Source organism: Glutamicibacter sp. (assembly GCF_035257265.1).
Classification (GTDB): domain Bacteria; phylum Actinomycetota; class Actinomycetes; order Actinomycetales; family Micrococcaceae; genus Glutamicibacter.
On sequence record NZ_DATEXC010000011.1, the window covers coordinates 20,312 to 36,985 of the forward strand.

The following is a 16,674-nucleotide window of genomic DNA, read 5'->3' on the forward strand; positions in this document are numbered from 1 at the left end:
CCATTCTTTGGGCGTGAGGCCAGGGGATTTCTGCGTTTCCAGCGATGGTTTGCGGCCCCGGCACCCCAATTTCAACCTGTTGTGGCGCAATAATCGGAAATCGCCCAGGAGGTGGGGCGGGCCTACAACGGGGGATGCGAAGTAATTATGCGCATGCATGACGCGTGCGGTTGACGTGATCGAGGGCACCCTCATATACTGAACGAACGGTCAGTATGTAAATTAATTTTCAGTGAGGTGAACCATGGCCCCGACCACACCGCAGGAGCCGGGACTAAGTGCCGTCCCAAGCTATGAAGAGCAGCAGTCCCAGTCGCGTTTCGACGCCCTGATTGGCGACGATTCTCGAATTGAACCCCGAGATTGGATGCCAGAGCCATACCGCAAGACGCTCACCCGTCAGATCTCCCAGCACGCACACTCCGAAATTATCGGAATGCAGCCGGAGGCTAACTGGATCACCCGTGCTCCATCACTGAAGCGTAAGTCCATTTTGATGGCCAAGGTGCAGGACGAAGCCGGTCACGGACTCTACCTGTATTCGGCTGCCGAAACCTTGGGTACCGAGCGCGATGAACTCAATGATCAGCTGCTGACCGGACGCGCCAAGTACTCCTCAATCTTCAACTACACCGCACGCAACTGGGCAGACATGGGCGCCATTGGGTGGCTTGTTGATGGTGCAGCCATCGCCAACCAGGTGCCATTGTGCCGCGCCTCCTACGGCCCGTACGGCCGTGCCATGGTGCGAGTGTGCAAGGAAGAGTCATTCCACCAGCGTCAAGGGTTTGAAATCCTGCTCTCGCTCTCACGTGGCACCGAGAAGCAGAAGCAGATGGCACAGGATGCGATCAACCGTTTCTACGAACCGTCGCTGATGATGTTCGGCCCACCGGATGACCAGTCGCCAAACTCCGCCCAGTCCATGGCATGGAAGATCAAGCGCTTCTCCAATGACGAACTGCGCCAGCGCTTTGTCGGAATGATCGCCGAGCAGGTCAAGGTCTTGGGCCTGACCCTGCCAGACGAGAACCTGCACTTCGACGAAGAGAAGAAGCAGTGGATCCACAAGGATCTGAACTGGGATGAATTCATGAACGTTATCAAGGGTAATGGTCCAGCCAACGCCCAGCGACTCGAACGTCGCCGCGAGGCCCACCGCGAAGGTGCATGGGTCCGTGAAGCCGCTACCGCTTACGCCGCAAAGCAAGAACAAAGTGAGGTTGCCTAGCATGAGCCAAAAGAGCAATTGGCCCCTGTGGGAAGTATTCGTCCGTTCCGCCCGAGGACTTTCACATGTCCACGCAGGATCACTACACGCACCGGATAAAGAGATGGCACTGCGCAACGCGCGAGATCTCTACACCCGGCGCAACGAAGGCGTCTCCCTGTGGGTCGTGCGTTCCACCGACATCATCACCTCTGACCCGGATAGCAAGGACGCGTTCTTCGAATCCCCACAGGGCAAGGACTACCGCCACGCGACCTATTACAAGGCCAGCGAAGGAGTGAAGCACCTGTGAACCACGACGAACTTGACGCATCGCTGGACAGCTTCGGCGACGCGCTGGCATCAGCCACTCGTGTCACCCCGGGTAACGCATTGCGTCCGGAAGATATCGCCGTGGCCGGTGCCAAGCCAAGTGATCAGGTAGCACAGTATGCGTTGCACCTCGGCGATGATGCGCTCATCTTGGCTCAGCGACTGTCGCACTGGATCTCCCGCGCCCCAGAAATCGAAGAAGACATTGCCCTGGGCAATATCGCCCTCGACGTCCTCGGACACGCACGTTCCTTCTTGACCTATGCCGGTCTGGCTTGGGACAAGAGCGAAGATGATCTGGCCTATTGGCGTGAGGAAGAGGAATTCACCTCACTGCAGATCGTTGAGCAGCCTAACGGCCACTTTGGCGTGACGATTATGCGCCAGCTGATGATTTCCATCTACCAGCACTTGCTTTACAGCAAGCTCTTGGAATCCAAAGATGAGACCATCGCGGCAATCTGCGCTAAGGCGGTCAAGGAAGTTGACTACCACCGCGACCACGCAGCGGCTTGGACCATCCGTCTGGGCCAGGGCACCGAAGAGTCGGCTGCAAAGATGCGTCACGCACTGGAAGTACTTTGGCCCTACAGCGGCGAAATGTTCCAGGACGAAGAACTTCACCGCGCCTTAGGCGAGGTAGCAGTACTGCCCTCTACCTTGCGCGAAGCTTGGGACAAGGAAATCACCGAGGTGCTGGCAGAAGCCGGACTGGAAATTCCTAAGACGGGAATGGCGATGGCACACGGACGTGCCGGCGAACATTCCGAACATCTGGGCTTCATCCTGGCCGAGATGCAAGTACTTGCCCGCAAGCACCCCGGTGCGAGCTGGTAACCGATTCCCTAATCCGTTTGAAGGGAGCAGCAGTCTTGAGCAACGTCATGACTAACGCCGAGGAACTCTTTAGCATCGCCGCTAAAGTGACCGACCCGGAAATCCCAGTGCTTTCCATTGCGGACCTGGGTATCCTGCGTGAGGTCAATGCCAACGAAGACGGCAGCGTCCAGGTCATCATCACCCCGACCTACTCGGGTTGCCCGGCCATGGATGTGATCACCCAAGACCTCTACCTTGCATTCGGCGAGGTAGGAATCGAGAAGGTAGACGTCAAGCTGGTACTGACCCCAGCCTGGTCGACCGACTGGATGACCGAGGACGGTAAGCGCAAACTCGAAGAATACGGGATTGCGCCGCCCACCGGCACCGGTCACAGCGGACGGGTCACCCTGGGCATCAGCGTTAAATGCCCGCGGTGCCACTCGCTGAATACCCGAGAGCTTGCGCGTTTCGCCTCGACCTCCTGCAAGGCGTTGTACACCTGCAAAGACTGTTTAGAACCCTTCGACTACTTCAAGGTGCTTTCATGAGCGAACAAACTATTCCCACCCGTCGTCGGGCCACCTTCCACCGGCTAACGGTTTCCGAGGTGCGCCGGCTGACCAAGGACTCGATCGAAGTCAGCTTCGCGATTCCGCAAGAGCTTTCCACCGACTTCGATTACGTCGCTGGCCAGTATGTGGCGTTGCGTAAGGAACTGCCAAACGCAGACGGGGAACTCGTCGAGGTTCGCCGTTCTTACTCAATCTGTGCCGCTCCCACCGGCGAACAGATTAAAGTAGCCATCAAGAAGGATCTTGGCGGGCAATTCTCTACTTGGGCCAACGAGGAACTCGTGGCCGGGGACCAGATTGATGTGATGAGCCCGACCGGCGCATTCATTTCCAAGCACAAGCTCACCGGAATGAATGATCCTTCCTCGGTGGATACCGTGAACCAGGATCAGTTCGTTGCGGTAGCCGCCGGCAGTGGCATCACCCCGGTGCTGGCTATTGCACGCACGATCCTGGAAGCGAATGAGAACACCCGTTTTGATTTGATCTACGCCAACAAGGCCGCCATGGACGTGATGTTCCTGGAGGAACTGGCTGATCTTAAAGATCGCTACCCCGCACGCCTGGCTCTGCACCATGTGCTCAGCCGTGAACAGCGGATCTCTCCGTTGCTTTCTGGCCGCATCGACGCCGAGAAGCTTTCGGCCTTGCTCAACAATGTGCTGCAGGCGCCGAAAGTTGACGAGTGGTTCCTCTGCGGGCCTTTTGAACTGGTCCAGATGGTCCGCGATGAACTCAAGGTTCTTGAGGTCCCGGCCGACAAGGTGCGCTTTGAGCTATTCAGCACCGGCGAGCCGAACCGTCCGCAGGGGCAGGTGGGACGCCCGGTATTGGTGGATGAAAACGAGAAGAGCTTTGAAATCACTTTCACCCTAGACGGGTTGCAAGGTGAGGTGAAGTCTCCAGTGCGTGCAAACGAAACGGTCCTGAACGCCGCCCTTCGAGTCCGCCAGGACGTTCCTTTCGCCTGTGCCGGCGGCGTGTGCGGCACCTGCCGCGCAAAGGTCACCTCAGGGTCGGTGACCATGTCGGAGAACTATGCGCTGGAACCGGAAGAGGTGGAGGCCGGCTACATCCTGACCTGTCAGTCGCACCCAACCAGCGACAAGCTCAGCGTCAACTTCGACTCCTAGGGGATCACAGATGATTGAACTCAGCATCAGCGAAGGCATCGCCACCGTGATGCTTAATGCGCCAAAGAAGATGAACTCTTTAGATCCAGCCGGCTTGCAAGAACTCTCCGAAGCCTATGACAAGGCCGCAGCTGGGGTCACCGAGGGCACCGTGCGCGCCTTAGTGCTGCGCGGTGAGGGCCGTGGGTTCTGCGCGGGACGCGATATCTCTGGGGTAAACCCGGCTGACGACGATGTCATGGGTTACCTTGACGGACTAGTCCAGCCATTGCTGGAAAAGATGTCCAGTTTCCCGGCACCCACCTTTGCCATTGTGCAAGGTGCTTGTCTTGGTGTGGGACTCGGCCTAGCGGTGGCCACAGACGTGGTCTACGTGGCAGAGAATGCAAAGATCGGTTCTCCGTTTGCAAACCTTGGCGCGACCCTGGACTCAGGGGGCCACTGGCTGTTCACCGAGCGTCTCGGGGCACACCGCACGCTGGACATGATCTACACCGCGGAACTGATCTCCGGTGCCGAAGCGGTACGTTCGGGGCTCTTCTCCCGTGCATTCCCAGCAGAGGAACTGGTAGAGCGCAGCGAAGAGATAATCGCCAAGGTGGCGCAGGGCGCTACCCAAGCGTTCATCGCCTCGAAGAAGCTGGTGGCGCAGATCCGTGACGAGCGCGCAGGACTATGGGCCTCGATGCGTACGGAAAACAAGGCGCAAGCAGCCTTGTGCGACACGAGCGACTACGCCGAAGGTTTTAAATCCTTCCAGGAAAAGCGGCCACCGGTCTTTACCGGCGGAAACTAAAAGCACAAACAAAAGCAGGTGAGATGGAAGCTTCCATCTCGCCTGCTTTGCCGTACCCGCGCTTAGCGGGTATCTGAGTCTTCGAAGATCAATAACGTCTGAGTATCAAGCACCGTCGGCAATGATTGCAATTGTTCAAAAACCACGCGACGTAAATCCAAATTGTCTTTGGCGCGAACCAAGAGAATCACATCAAAGTTTCCGCCGACCAGTCCAATATGCTGCACCTCGGGAATCGCGGCGAGGTGGTCACGTAGTTCCCGCCAGGAGTGCTGACGCAGTTTCAACGTCACGTAGGCGCTGGCCTTCAACCCTGCTTTGACCGGATCGATTACCGCGGTATACCGGGTAATAACCCCGGCATCTTGGAGCTTTGCGATGCGTGAATACGCGTGTGCCCGGGAAACGTGGACGCGCTGGGCTACCGTAGTCACCGATTGCCGACCGTCATTGGTCAGCTCGGCCAGGATCGCCCGGTCAACGTCGTCCAGCTTTAGTTCCGCATCCGCGGCCATTTGTTCTCCTTGCAGGGGGTAGGACGAGAATTCGCCAAACCCATTTTGAGCGTACTAATCGTCTTCAAGTATACGTATCCTATGCTCAACTTTCTACGATTTTGACGCGGACTGGATACAAAATGATCCGACTGCGCATAATTGATGACAAATGATGTTCGGGTGAGTTGAGTCACAAGACGTCGTTTCTCAGCACTCAACCAGATAACGAAAGGCGTGATGGCATGAGCACCGAAGCTCACGAAGATCGCATCTCATCGGTCAGCAAGAAGTTCGGGATTACCCCCGAAGATTACATGCTGCCAGCACGGCATATGATCAATCTGCTCAATGTTGATGGAACCCTGCGCGAGGAAAGCGACCAGGGAACCGAACCAGGACACGAATACCCGTTGCCGAGCCCAGCCGAGCTGATGGATGCCTACTCCGCGCTTGCTGTGGGACGCCGTGTTAATGACCAGAACTCCGCCCTGGTCCGCCAGGGACGCATGGCAGTTTACCCGTCCAGCCACGGACAGGAAGCCTGCCAGGTGGCAGCCGCCTTGTGCTTGGAAGACGGTGACTGGCTCTTCCCGACCTACCGCGACACCGTAGCCGTACTCACCAAGGGTGTGGCTCCGATGGAGGTCATGACGAGCTTCCGCGGTGAATGGCACTGTGGTTATGATCCAAAGGCTTATCACTGCGCTCCCATGTCCACCCCGCTGACCACTCAGCTGCTGCACGGCGTCGGTGTGGCCCACGCGGCCAAGCTGCGCGGTGAAAACACCGTGGTGGTTGCCATGTGTGGCGACGGTGCCACCAGTGAGGGAGACTTCCATGAGGCGCTGAACTTCGCCGCGGTCTTCAAACTCCCGGTAATTTTCTTTGTACAGAACAATAAGTACGCCATCTCGGTGCCGCTCTCGCAGCAGAGTGCCGCCCCGTCGCTGGCACATAAGGCCGTCGGTTACGGTATGGCCGGCGAACGTGTTGACGGCAACGACCTGATGGCCTTGATGGCCGTGATGCGCCGTGCGGTGCGTCTAGCCCGTGAAGGCAATGGCCCGCTGCTGATCGAAGCGCACACCTACCGTATGCAGGCACACACCAACGCCGATGACGACAAGCGCTACCGCGAGGACTCCGAGGTTCAGGAATGGATCGCGAAGGACCCGGTCACTCGCATGCACGCCTACCTCGACGATGCCGGGCTGCTGACCGAAGAAGCCCAAGCAAAAATCACCGAGCGCGCCGAAGCTATCGCCAAGAAGCTACGCGACGGCATGAACCAGGACGCAAATACCCCGCCAAGTGAACTCTTTGAGCACGTATTTGCATCCAAGACCACCCAGCTGGCCGAGCAGCAGGCGCTGCTGGCCGACGAACTAGCCCGTGAGGAGGCCTAGCCATGACCGCCACGACATCACACGTGAATCCGAACGTCAGCGATGCAACCGCACGTGCAGCTGCTAAGGCAGCAACCCAAAATCAGCCGGTCACCTTCGGCAAGGCACTGAACACCGCCCTAGCAGATGCCTTGGTCGCTAACGACTCGACGGTCATCTTCGGTGAAGATGTGGGAACCCTCGGTGGCGTTTTCCGCATCACCGACGGGCTGACCGCACGCTTTGGTTCCGAACGCTGTTTCGATACCCCGTTGGCCGAATCGGGCATCGTGGGCATGGCCATCGGCATGGCAATGAACGGCATGCGTCCGGTCATTGAAATGCAGTTTGACGCCTTCGCATACCCGGCCTTTGAACAAATCGCATCGCACGTGGCCAAGATGCACAACCGCACCCGCGGCAAGGTGGATCTGCCGATGGTAATCCGCATCCCTTACGCCGGCGGCGTGGGCGGCGTGGAGCACCACTGTGATTCTTCCGAGGCCTACTACGCGCACACCCCGGGGCTCAAGGTATTCACCCCGGCCACCGTCAAGGACGCCTACCTGATGCTGCGCGAAGCTATTGATTCGCCAGATCCAGTGATCTTCTTCGAACCGAAGAAGCTCTATTGGTCCAAGGAACAGGTAGACCTGCAGGCACTGGCCAGCGACTACGAAGCCAAGCGGGCCGCAACCACCGAAGGTACCGCGCGCATTGCTCGCGCAGGATCAGACGCCACACTGATCACCTACGGTCCCAGCGTCTCTACGGCCATGGAAGCGGCAAAACTTGCCGCCGAAGAAGGCATCAGCTTAGAAGTCATCGATATCCGCACTATCGTGCCCTTTGACGATGAGACCGTCTGCGCCTCGGTGCGTAAGACCGGGCGCGCCATCGTGGTGGCCGAAGCCCAAGGGTTCGTCTCGGTAGCCAGCGAAATCGTGGCCCGCGTGCAGGAAAGGTGCTTCCATTCGCTAGCGGCGCCGGTGCTGCGCGTGACCGGTTTTGATATTCCTTATCCGGCACCAACCTTGGAAAAGTACAACTTGCCAAGCGCCGAACGCATCCTCGATGCGGTAGATCAACTTCAGTGGGAGGCGTAAATTGAGCGTCAAGACCTTTCTGTTACCCGACCTAGGTGAAGGACTCACCGAGGCGGAGCTGGTGCGTTGGATGGTCGCCGCGGGGGACACCGTCGCGGTTGACCAGCCTATCGCCGAGGTGGAAACAGCTAAATCGCTGGTGGAGATCCCTTCGCCTTTTGAAGGCGTGGTCGCTACCTTGCATGGTGAGGCCGGGCAGATGATGCTCGTTGATAAGCCGTTCTTCTCGGTGAACACCGGCGGGGCGGATGAAGCGCCGGAGCAGCAGCCAGCCGAAGGCGCCCAGACCTACCTCGAAGAAGAACTTGCCGGCACGCAGGTTCCTGAGGAAGAAGACGAAGGCAGCGGTAACGTGCTGATCGGTTATGGAACCGGTGGAGCTAAAACCAGCACCAGCCGGCGCCGTCGGCCACGCGCCGGAATTACCACCGCGTCAGCCTCCAGCGAGACCACCACGGTTGCTACCAGGGTTATCAATCCTCTGGTGCGCAAGCTGGCGAAGGACAACTCGGTGGATATCACTCAGGTCGCTGGCACCGGACCGGACGGATTGTTGTTGCGCGGTGACGTGGAAGCACTGATCGGCCAGGGCTCGGCGGTTGCAGCGCCATCCACTCAGGCATCGGCCGCACCGGTGGCATCTGCCCAGGCTCCAGCCGTGGCAGCGCAGACTGCTGGTGAGGATTCACGCACCGGACTTCCGGTGTCAAACTCGCAGGTACTGACCGGGGTGCGCCGCACCATCGCTAACGCGATGTCTACCTCGCGCCGCGAAATTCCAGAAGCAACCGTGTGGGTAGATGTTGATGTCACCAAGCTGCTCAAGCTACGCAGCAAATTGAAGGAAGCTGCGGGAAGTGCGCCAAGTATGCTCGCACTGATCTCACGCTTCGCCATTGCAGGGCTGGCACGTTTCCCAGAAATGAACAGCCGCATCGACACCGAAGCCGACGGCGGACTGCGCCAGACCCTCTTCGAGGGCGTCAACCTTGGCTTCGCAGCGCAGACTGAGCGTGGACTGGTTGTTCCCAACGTGCGTCAGGCGCATAAGCTCAACGCCGTGGAACTCTCCGCAGAGTTTGCTCGTCTGGCCACCTTGGCCCGCGAAGGCAAGGCCGGGGTCCGCGACCTCTCGGGCAGCACCTTCACGATCAATAACTACGGGGTGTTCAACGTTGACGGTTCGGCGGCGATCATCAACTACCCAGAAGCGGCGATCCTGGGCATTGGCCGGGTCGTAGAAAAGCCGTGGGTAGTCAACGGCAAGATCAAGGTCCGCTCCATCTGTGAGTTGACCCTGAGCTTCGATCACCGTGTGGGTGACGGCGGAACAGCCGCAGGCTTCCTGCGTTACGTCGCGGACGCGATGACCGATCCGAAGGCTGCTTTAGCAGCGCTGTAGCCGGCGGAAGCTAAAAGGGTATCGCCCGGCCATTGGCCGGGCGATACCCTTTTGCCCAGTATTCGTCCTATTTTTTGCAAGTCAACGCGGTTTTACTAGACTGTACTAAATACTTCGGCCGGAGGTTCTAGGCCGTGGTGGCTGCTGCGCACCACTTCGGCGCGTACCGAAGAGCGAGGACTAAACTACTTCCATGGCACACTACGAGGTCAAGCACCGGTCGTTACTTACCCTCTTGCTGATTCTGCCGAGCCTCATAGTGCTCGGTACCCGGCTACTTCTGGGAACCAGTCTGCCGGCGATTACCGCGACTCACTGGTCGGGCAGCGCTAACCCTGATGGATTCACAGATACGCGGGTTTTTGTCACCGTCTGCATCTCGCTTGCCATCGGCGGTGCGGTACTCGGGTTTATTTCTTTCGCGCTCTCACGCAAGCCAGTGCTCCACAGCCTCCTGCTCTTTGTGGGCGGTCTCGCGGGCTGGACCAGCGCCGGGCTGTTCGTCAGCTGCGCGGTTCCTTCTGCCCTGGCCGGAGACCCGACGCAGGCACTGCTCAACGGGGGTTTCACAATACTAAGCATTGTGGCTTCGTTGGTTGGTCTGCTTCCCGTCTGGATCTCCGGGGTATATCAGCAGCATGTAAAGGAGTCTCAGGCCAAGCGACGCCGGCGTGTGACTCAGGCTCAGGGGCAAGATGCCTCGGTTCCCACGGCAAATGCAGCAGCGGTAACTTCCGCGCAGGGCTTCAACCAGACCGCAAGTGTCTCGTGGTGGTTCTGGCTGTTAGGTCTGTTCCCTCTGGTCATGGGCATCTTGATGCTGACTGTGCTGAAAGGTGATGATGAGTCCGAAACTCTCATCATGCTGATTTCTGGACCTCTTTTTGTCTTGGTTCTCACCCCATTGGTTCTCGGTCTATGCAAGATCCGCGTACGAATTACCGAAGATCAAGTCCGTGTCTCATCGGCAATCTTCGCTTTCCCACTACGCACCATTTCCGTAAACCAGATCAAGGAAGTGCGCAGTGAAGAAATCTCGCCAATGGAATGGAGCGGCTGGGGATGGCGCTTCTTCCCGGGCGGCTCGGCGGTAGTGCTACACCGCGGTGAGGGGCTGTCTTTTGACCTGAAAGATGGCAAGCGCTTCGCGGTCACCATCTCTGATTCGCAGCGTGCTGCGGCAATTCTGCATTCCAAAATGACCCGAGTTTAAGCTCTGTTTCCCGTAGCCTTGCGTGGCTAACCTTAGGGCTGCATGGCGAAGGATTGCCGTGCCGAAGATAAGAACCATTGTGCGCAAGGACTCTGGTGCGGCGGCAAGCTGAGGCATCCGTTGTCCCAGGACACAAGCAACGTGGGCTGGAGGGCTACTGCACCCGGGGCTTACGCATGGGCCCGGTAACTACCGAACGCAAACACAGGCTGGCAATCAGCGATGCCACTGTCACATGGATCAACCCGAGCACCGCATAGCTGATCAACAAAATATCGGGGATACGCTGGATATGTGGATGCGGCAGCCACATCGAAGCTGCCAATACCAACACCCAGAGAACCAGGCACGTGGCACCAGTCTTCCTTGACCAGACGGACTCACGCACCACCGGACCCAGCGGCTGGATACGTTGCAGGATCGCACTGACCAAGATCAGCCAGAAGGCCGCAATCATAAAGCCGCCCGCAATGTCACTAGGACGGTGCCAACCGCAAATGAGCGTTGCCAGTCCGGTCACGGTGGCAAAGATCCAGGCTATTGGCTGCACCACTGGGCGCAGTTTTGGCGGGGATATCAGGTACATCAATCCCATGGACGCTGCAGCCACGGTGGTGTGCCCGGAAGGAAAAGAGTTACCCACCGTACCGAAGTTAAAGTCGGGACGATCCAGCAATAAATGCTTGAGCAGCTGAGTACTGAGCAACGCGGCAGCTACCGCGGCCACGGCGAGTGCGGCACGTAAGAAACTCCGGTCGCGAATCACTCGATAGAGCAAAAAAATTCCGGAAATTGCAGCACAAATCCACGGTAGAAGATCCAAGAATTCGCGCATCGGATCGAGTATTTTTGTTCGTGGCCACCACTGCGTCCAGCCAACAAAAGCCGCTTGGTCAGCCCATTGTCCAGAACGAAGCTGGACAAAGAACAGATATTCGACGGCAAAGAGCCCAGCAAGCAACGGCAAAGCCCACCACCAGCTCAGATGGCGTGGGGAGCTAAGAATTGACCGCGGACTCATGACTCAAGAATGTCACATTTTGGTGTACGCACCCTATGAACCGGGCCTGTAAGCCTAGACACTATAGATAGGCTTAGGGTATGAACTTTGCTTTGCCACCGGTGGAAGAACTGATAGCCAACGCGCATGTAGTGCGCCTACCTATGAGGGTGAAGTTCCGTGGTGTCACCGAACGTGAAGCGCTACTCATTCACGGTCCTGCCGGGTGGGGCGAGTTCTCGGCCTTCCTAGAATACGGGCCGGCCGAAGCCTCGCGTTGGCTCGCCGCTGGCATTGAAGCTGCGTACACTGACTTTCCCACGCCGCTGCGCACCAGTATCCCGGTCAACGCGACACTGCCTGCGGTGCCGGCGAACCAGGTTGCCGGTGTCCTGGCGAATTATGATGCACCGCACACTATCAAAATTAAGGTCGCCGAAAAGGGACAGCATCTTGACGACGATATCGCTCGGGTGGCTGAAACCCGGCGCCTATTCCCGGATGCCGCGCTCCGCGTCGACGCTAACACCGGTTGGGGAATCGACGAGGCGGTAACCGCATTGCTGGAGCTTTCTGAATTCAACCTGCAGTATGCCGAGCAGCCTGTGCCTGGCATTGTTGGCTTGGCGCGGGTCCGTGAACGGCTGCGCTCCCACGGGGTGGAGCTAAAAATTGCGGCCGATGAAGCAGTGCGCAAGCATTCGGACCCATTGGAAGTAGCCCGTTTGGGGGCAGCGGATCTGATGGTGATCAAAGCACAGCCATTGGGAGGGATCCAAGCGGTTCTCGACATCGCGGCGCAGTCCGGATTAGACGTTGTCGTTTCCAGCGCCTTAGATACCTCGGTGGGTTTAGCGCAGGCAGCCGCCCTTGCCTCGGCGGTGCCGCAGCTACCGTACGCATGTGGGCTTTCCACCGGATCGTTATTTGCCGAAGATGTCACCGCAACACCGCTGCTGGCCACCGCCGGACAGCTTCCGGTGCACCGGGTAGCGCCAGACGAAGACAAATTACGTACCTTGAGCGTTACCGCCGAACGCAGGATCTGGTGGGAGCAGCGAGTCAGGGATTGCTACGAACAGCTCATCACCCCGGTGTATGACAGCTAAGGTATTTACCTCAAGTTAACCTGCGCGTCGACGTTGGCTCACTTCCCAATGAAAAGCTCAATTCGTTCGTTCCCCTGAACGTGAGCTAAAGAATGAGGAAGTGCCGTAGTTATGAATCCCATCCGTACCTTGTTGCCAATGCTGGGCCACACCCGCGGCGGACGTTCCGCAGCTACCTGCCACTTCAAATGCGGTGATGCTTGCGTCAAGCCAGAGTGCAATACCTCGGGTAATAGCTACTTCAAGGATGTCGCAGATCAGGCACTATCTCGTCGAAACGTGCTGGGACTCGGTGCGGTTGGCGCCTCGGCACTGGTCATTGGTCCACAGCTGTTTGGTGCTCCAAACGCTGTAGCGGCACCGTTGGTAGACACCGGACGCGGTAAGGGCGGTCACCTGAAGTTTGACGCTATCGACCCGGTTTCACGTTCCGTGGACAATATGAGCGTCCCGGAAGGTTATGACTGGCACGCAATCATTCGCTGGGGAGATCCACTATTCGCTAACAGCCCGGAATTTGATCCGAAGAAGCAGTCGGCGAAGTCGCAGGCGATGCAGTTTGGTTACAACTGTGATTATCTGGACATCATCGCCGATAAGTACTCCGGACGCACCGGGGTGTTGGTAGCTAACCACGAGTATTCAAACGAAGACATGATGTTTGATGCAACGTGGTTTGCCGCAAACACCGATGAAGCCCGCCGTATCGCGATGAACTCCCACGGCCTGAGCGTGGTTGAGATCAAACGTAAAAAGCATGATCAGCGGTGGACCTATGTAGTGGGCGGCGAGCGTAACCGCCGTATCACCGCAAGCACCCCGTTTGCCGTAGATGGGCCGGCCGCAGGAAGTGACCTGCTCAAGACCGTCGCAGACCCCACGGGCAAGCTTGTTTTGGGTACCTTGAATAACTGCGCCGGTGGTACCACTCCTTGGGGAACGGTACTGTCCGGTGAAGAAAACTTTGATCAGTACTTCCAGGGCCGTGGAACCGCTGAAGAAGCACGCTACGGCATCGGTACTGGGGCAACAGACCGCGGCTGGGAACAAACCGATCCACGCTTCGGATTGAACCATGCGGGCTACGAGAATGAGGCTAACCGTTTCGGCTGGATTGTCGAAATCGACCCACAGAATCCGGATTCTACCCCGGTTAAGCACACGAGCCTGGGCCGTTTTAAGCACGAAGGTGCGACCGTACGCATTGCCAAGAACGGAAAGGCTGTGGCGTACTCGGGTGATGACTCGCGATTCGAATACATTTACAAGTTCGTTTCGAAGGCGACCTACCGTAAGAACGACCGCCAGCATAATATGACCCTGCTCAACGAGGGTGACCTTTATGTGGCTAAGTTCGCCGGAAACTCACCGGCAGCCGAATTTGACGGTAGCGGCCAGGTTCCTTCTGACGGAGCCTTCGATGGCACCGGACAGTGGCTGCCACTGGTACGCAACGGAAAATCCATGGTTGCAGGAATGAGCGTTGACGAGGTTTTGGTCTACACCCGTTTGGCCGCAGATAAGGCTGGCGCCACCAAGATGGACCGTCCAGAGGATGTTGAGCCAAGCCCGGTTTCGGGAAAGGTCTACGTCGCACTGACTAACAATACGGACCGTGGCAAGGCCGGCAAGGAAGGCGCCACAGAGCAGAACCCGCGTATCGCCAACCGCGATGGTCACGTACTGGAAATGACCGAGGCCGGTAATGACGCGACAAGCACCCGGTTCACCTGGAATATTTTGCTTGTTGCCGGAGACCCACGAGTCAATGACTCCACTTACTTCTCCGGTTACCCTACCGACAAAGTTTCTCCCATCTCCTGCCCAGATAACCTAGCCTTTGACTCGGCAGGTAACCTGTGGATCTCCACCGACGGTGCTCCTGGAGTCATTGGTCTGTCCGACGCTTTGCACAAGGTCAGCCTGCACGGCAAAGACCGCGGACGCGTTGAGCAGTTCCTCGCCGTTCCAACCGGCGCAGAAACCTGTGGTCCAGTGGTGCACGATAAAGATAACTCGGTCTTTGTCTCGGTCCAGCACCCAGGTGAGGGCGGAAGCTTTGCTCAACCGGCATCACTCTTCCCAGACTTCATCAAGTCGCCGCAGTCTGCGGGTAAAGGCCAGTTTTACGGGCCGCGCCCATCCGTGGTCCAGGTCTTCAAGCAGGGCAACGGCAACAACGGAAACGGTAAAGGAAACAACGGCAACGGTAAGGGCAAGGGCAAGAATAAAGACTAAATAATGCCCTTCAAAACCCCGGGGCAGGATCTCAAGATGTATTTGAGATCCTGCCCCGGGGTTTTTGTCTGTCACCTTCGGCATAGACTTGAACCGATACTTTCTAGGGATATTTCAGGGGTGAAGCACGGCGTGAGCGCACGGCACGAGGATGGACAATCAGCAATCGATACGGCCCGCCAAGTATTGGCAGGACTCATCGTTGCAGGCCTGCGCGAGCTTGTACTTTCACCAGGTTCACGCAGCGCACCGCTGGCCTACGCCGCAGCCGAGGCCGAAGCAGCCGGTAAGTTACGCATTCACGTCCGAATCGATGAACGCTCCGCAGGATTCCTCGCCATAGGGCTCAGCCAAGGTTCACAGACCCCGGTGGCTCTTGTCGCCACGTCGGGCACCGCCATAGGTGAGCTGTTGCCAGCCATCATGGAAGCGAACCACACCGCAACACCGCTAGTGGTGCTTTCCGCGGATCGCCCCGACGAATTGTTAGGAACCGGCGCGAGCCAAAGCACGGACCAGAAACAACTTTTTGGTGCTCATGTGCGTACGGTGCTCAACGTCCCAGCCGGAGAAAACCCGAGCCACGCGCTGACCGGCGCACTCTTAGCCCTTGCCGGGTCGGCAACTCGCTCAGGTGGCCCGGTACAGCTCAACTTACAGTTCCGTGACCCGTTGACCCCAGAGCCGGAAGCTACCATGGCAAACCAGCGCTGGACCGAACTACGCACTGGGTTGTGGCAACAGGCTACGCGGCCGGTCAACTGGTCGTTACCAGAGGGGCTTGAAGAGCGGCGTACCGTGGTAGTAGCCGGGCATGGCGCGGGTGACGAAGCACAGGCTTTTGCGCAACTGCTAGGGCTTCCGCTTTTTGCCGAACCATCTTCCAACGCGCGTTTCTCCGCCCACGCCATCGGGCATTACCGCCCATTGCTCGCAGTGGGGGCAGCACATATCGAGCGGGTAGTACTTTTCGGGCGCCCTACACTAAGCCGGCCCGTGGCCAGGCTGCTGGCCGACCCGGCAGTGACGACCGCTATCTGGCAGCCAGAACCGGTGCCCTGGTATGAACCTGGCCGACGCCGCGAAAAGGTTATTAGCACTCCAGCGGAGTTGCTCAGCTTTGCCGGCAAGTCACCAGCGCAGTGGCTGCGCAGCTGGCAGGAACTTGATGCCCAAGCGCTCGCCGTATGCGGCGAACTCTATGGCAATGAGCAACTCACCGGGCCAACCGTTGCGCAGGCCGTGTGGAACACCGTGAGCGGGCCGCTGTTATTGGGCTCATCTAATATCATTAGAGATTTTGACCTTAGCGCTGCTCCGGCTTCAGTCGCTTCAGGACAGGTCTTTGCTAACCGTGGTCTGGCCGGTATCGATGGAACCATCTCTACGGGCTTAGGACTGGCGCTGGCCACCGGGAAACCAACGGTGAGCATCATGGGGGACATTACCTTCCTGCATGATGCCAGTGCGATGCTCTGGACCCCGGGGGAGCCGGCCCCAGATCTGGATGTGGTGGTTTATAACGATGGTGGTGGAGCCATCTTCTCCACCTTGGAACATGGGCAGGTTGCGCAGTCAGGACGCTATGGGCAAGCGGTTGAACGGCTCTTCGCCACCCCGCAGGACGTTCAATTGCAGCCGCTGGCAACCGCTTACGGTTGGGACTATCAGCAAGCAAGTACCCACGCAGAATTGCGCCAAGTGCTACGCGCCCCCAAGGTAAGGAACCTGCGACTAATCGAAATCATCGCGGACCGCAGCAGACTGCGTGAAACGAACTTGGAACTGAGCCGTCGTATCGCGGCGCTTCGCTGGCCGGCGCGAGCCTGAACAACTGTGGCGTGGAATCGGTGTTACC

Annotated in this window: 15 protein-coding genes; 13 read left to right on the forward strand and 2 right to left on the reverse strand. The window is 58.1% G+C overall.

The window, feature by feature from the left end; genetic code table 11:
* Positions 1-244: 244 nt before the first annotated feature.
* From paaA to VJ369_RS00795, 6 genes are read left to right on the forward strand one after another with little or no spacing between them, the layout of a single operon-like run.
* Positions 245-1,231 (forward strand): 1,2-phenylacetyl-CoA epoxidase subunit PaaA, encoded by a 987-nt coding sequence (gene paaA, locus VJ369_RS00770; RefSeq protein ID WP_096256986.1) that lies wholly within the window; start codon positions 245-247, stop codon positions 1,229-1,231.
* A 1-nt stretch (position 1,232) separates the two neighbouring features.
* The gene (paaB, locus tag VJ369_RS00775; RefSeq protein WP_324090255.1) at positions 1,233-1,523 is read left to right on the forward strand and encodes a 1,2-phenylacetyl-CoA epoxidase subunit PaaB; all 291 of its coding nucleotides are present in this window, start codon (positions 1,233-1,235) and stop codon (positions 1,521-1,523) included.
* Positions 1,520-2,380 carry a 1,2-phenylacetyl-CoA epoxidase subunit PaaC gene (gene paaC / locus VJ369_RS00780; RefSeq protein ID WP_324090256.1) on the forward strand — a complete coding sequence of 287 codons (861 nt, stop codon included), beginning with the start codon at positions 1,520-1,522 and terminating at the stop codon, positions 2,378-2,380. The genes paaB and paaC overlap by 4 nt, the downstream gene beginning before the upstream one ends.
* 47 nt (positions 2,381-2,427) lie before the next feature.
* Complete coding sequence (paaD, locus tag VJ369_RS00785) at positions 2,428-2,913, forward strand: 1,2-phenylacetyl-CoA epoxidase subunit PaaD (protein WP_324090267.1); 486 nt, start codon at positions 2,428-2,430, stop codon at positions 2,911-2,913.
* The gene (gene paaE / locus VJ369_RS00790; protein WP_324090257.1) at positions 2,910-4,070 is read left to right on the forward strand and encodes a 1,2-phenylacetyl-CoA epoxidase subunit PaaE; all 1,161 of its coding nucleotides are present in this window, start codon (positions 2,910-2,912) and stop codon (positions 4,068-4,070) included. Before paaD ends, paaE begins: the two co-directional genes overlap by 4 nt.
* Positions 4,071-4,080: 10 nt before the next feature.
* Entirely contained in the window at positions 4,081-4,866 is a 786-nt protein-coding gene (locus VJ369_RS00795) for an enoyl-CoA hydratase/isomerase family protein (protein ID WP_324090258.1), read from the forward strand.
* Positions 4,867-4,928: 62 nt separating this feature from the next.
* Here VJ369_RS00795 and VJ369_RS00800 read toward each other — a convergent pair whose 3' ends face one another.
* Positions 4,929-5,381 (reverse strand): Lrp/AsnC family transcriptional regulator, encoded by a 453-nt coding sequence (locus VJ369_RS00800; protein ID WP_096256980.1) that lies wholly within the window; start codon positions 5,379-5,381, stop codon positions 4,929-4,931.
* A gap of 224 nt (positions 5,382-5,605) precedes the next feature.
* On the opposite strand from VJ369_RS00800, the gene pdhA reads away from it, so the two are divergent.
* From pdhA to VJ369_RS00820, 4 genes are all read left to right on the forward strand, one after another.
* The gene (gene pdhA, locus VJ369_RS00805) at positions 5,606-6,769 is read left to right on the forward strand and encodes a pyruvate dehydrogenase (acetyl-transferring) E1 component subunit alpha (protein WP_324090259.1); all 1,164 of its coding nucleotides are present in this window, start codon (positions 5,606-5,608) and stop codon (positions 6,767-6,769) included.
* A gap of 2 nt (positions 6,770-6,771) precedes the next feature.
* Complete coding sequence (locus tag VJ369_RS00810; protein ID WP_105675639.1) at positions 6,772-7,854, forward strand: alpha-ketoacid dehydrogenase subunit beta; 1,083 nt, start codon at positions 6,772-6,774, stop codon at positions 7,852-7,854.
* A gap of 1 nt (position 7,855) precedes the next feature.
* Entirely contained in the window at positions 7,856-9,256 is a 1,401-nt protein-coding gene (locus tag VJ369_RS00815) for a dihydrolipoamide acetyltransferase family protein (protein WP_324090260.1), read from the forward strand.
* Between the two features lie 193 nt (positions 9,257-9,449).
* Positions 9,450-10,469 (forward strand): hypothetical protein, encoded by a 1,020-nt coding sequence (locus tag VJ369_RS00820; protein WP_324090261.1) that lies wholly within the window; start codon positions 9,450-9,452, stop codon positions 10,467-10,469.
* Positions 10,470-10,623: 154 nt separating this feature from the next.
* Here the strand turns inward: VJ369_RS00820 and VJ369_RS00825 are convergent, their stop codons facing one another.
* Positions 10,624-11,490, reverse strand: coding sequence for a phosphatase PAP2 family protein (locus VJ369_RS00825; RefSeq protein WP_324090262.1), 867 nt, complete (start codon positions 11,488-11,490; stop codon positions 10,624-10,626).
* Positions 11,491-11,570: 80 nt separating this feature from the next.
* Here VJ369_RS00825 and VJ369_RS00830 point away from each other — a divergent pair, with 80 nt between their 5' ends.
* From VJ369_RS00830 to menD, 3 genes are all read left to right on the forward strand, one after another.
* Positions 11,571-12,578, forward strand: coding sequence for an o-succinylbenzoate synthase (locus VJ369_RS00830; protein ID WP_324090263.1), 1,008 nt, complete (start codon positions 11,571-11,573; stop codon positions 12,576-12,578).
* A 111-nt stretch (positions 12,579-12,689) separates the two neighbouring features.
* A complete protein-coding gene (locus VJ369_RS00835; RefSeq protein ID WP_324090264.1) occupies positions 12,690-14,816 on the forward strand; it encodes a PhoX family phosphatase in 2,127 nt (708 codons plus the stop codon).
* A gap of 132 nt (positions 14,817-14,948) precedes the next feature.
* Entirely contained in the window at positions 14,949-16,646 is a 1,698-nt protein-coding gene (gene menD / locus VJ369_RS00840) for a 2-succinyl-5-enolpyruvyl-6-hydroxy-3-cyclohexene-1-carboxylic-acid synthase (RefSeq protein WP_324090265.1), read from the forward strand.
* Positions 16,647-16,674 lie beyond the last annotated feature (28 nt).

Coding starts and splice junctions, on each gene's coding strand:
- paaE (WP_324090257.1), top strand. CDS start 2,910: ATGAGCGAACAAACTATTCCCACCCGTCGTCGGGCCACCTTCCACCGG.
- VJ369_RS00810 (WP_105675639.1), top strand. CDS start 6,772: ATGACCGCCACGACATCACACGTGAATCCGAACGTCAGCGATGCAACC.
- paaA (WP_096256986.1), top strand. CDS start 245: ATGGCCCCGACCACACCGCAGGAGCCGGGACTAAGTGCCGTCCCAAGC.
- VJ369_RS00830 (WP_324090263.1), top strand. CDS start 11,571: ATGAACTTTGCTTTGCCACCGGTGGAAGAACTGATAGCCAACGCGCAT.
- VJ369_RS00835 (WP_324090264.1), top strand. CDS start 12,690: ATGAATCCCATCCGTACCTTGTTGCCAATGCTGGGCCACACCCGCGGC.
- VJ369_RS00800 (WP_096256980.1), bottom strand. CDS start 5,381: ATGGCCGCGGATGCGGAACTAAAGCTGGACGACGTTGACCGGGCGATC.
- VJ369_RS00825 (WP_324090262.1), bottom strand. CDS start 11,490: ATGAGTCCGCGGTCAATTCTTAGCTCCCCACGCCATCTGAGCTGGTGG.
- paaB (WP_324090255.1), top strand. CDS start 1,233: ATGAGCCAAAAGAGCAATTGGCCCCTGTGGGAAGTATTCGTCCGTTCC.
- VJ369_RS00820 (WP_324090261.1), top strand. CDS start 9,450: ATGGCACACTACGAGGTCAAGCACCGGTCGTTACTTACCCTCTTGCTG.
- pdhA (WP_324090259.1), top strand. CDS start 5,606: ATGAGCACCGAAGCTCACGAAGATCGCATCTCATCGGTCAGCAAGAAG.
- paaD (WP_324090267.1), top strand. CDS start 2,428: ATGACTAACGCCGAGGAACTCTTTAGCATCGCCGCTAAAGTGACCGAC.
- VJ369_RS00795 (WP_324090258.1), top strand. CDS start 4,081: ATGATTGAACTCAGCATCAGCGAAGGCATCGCCACCGTGATGCTTAAT.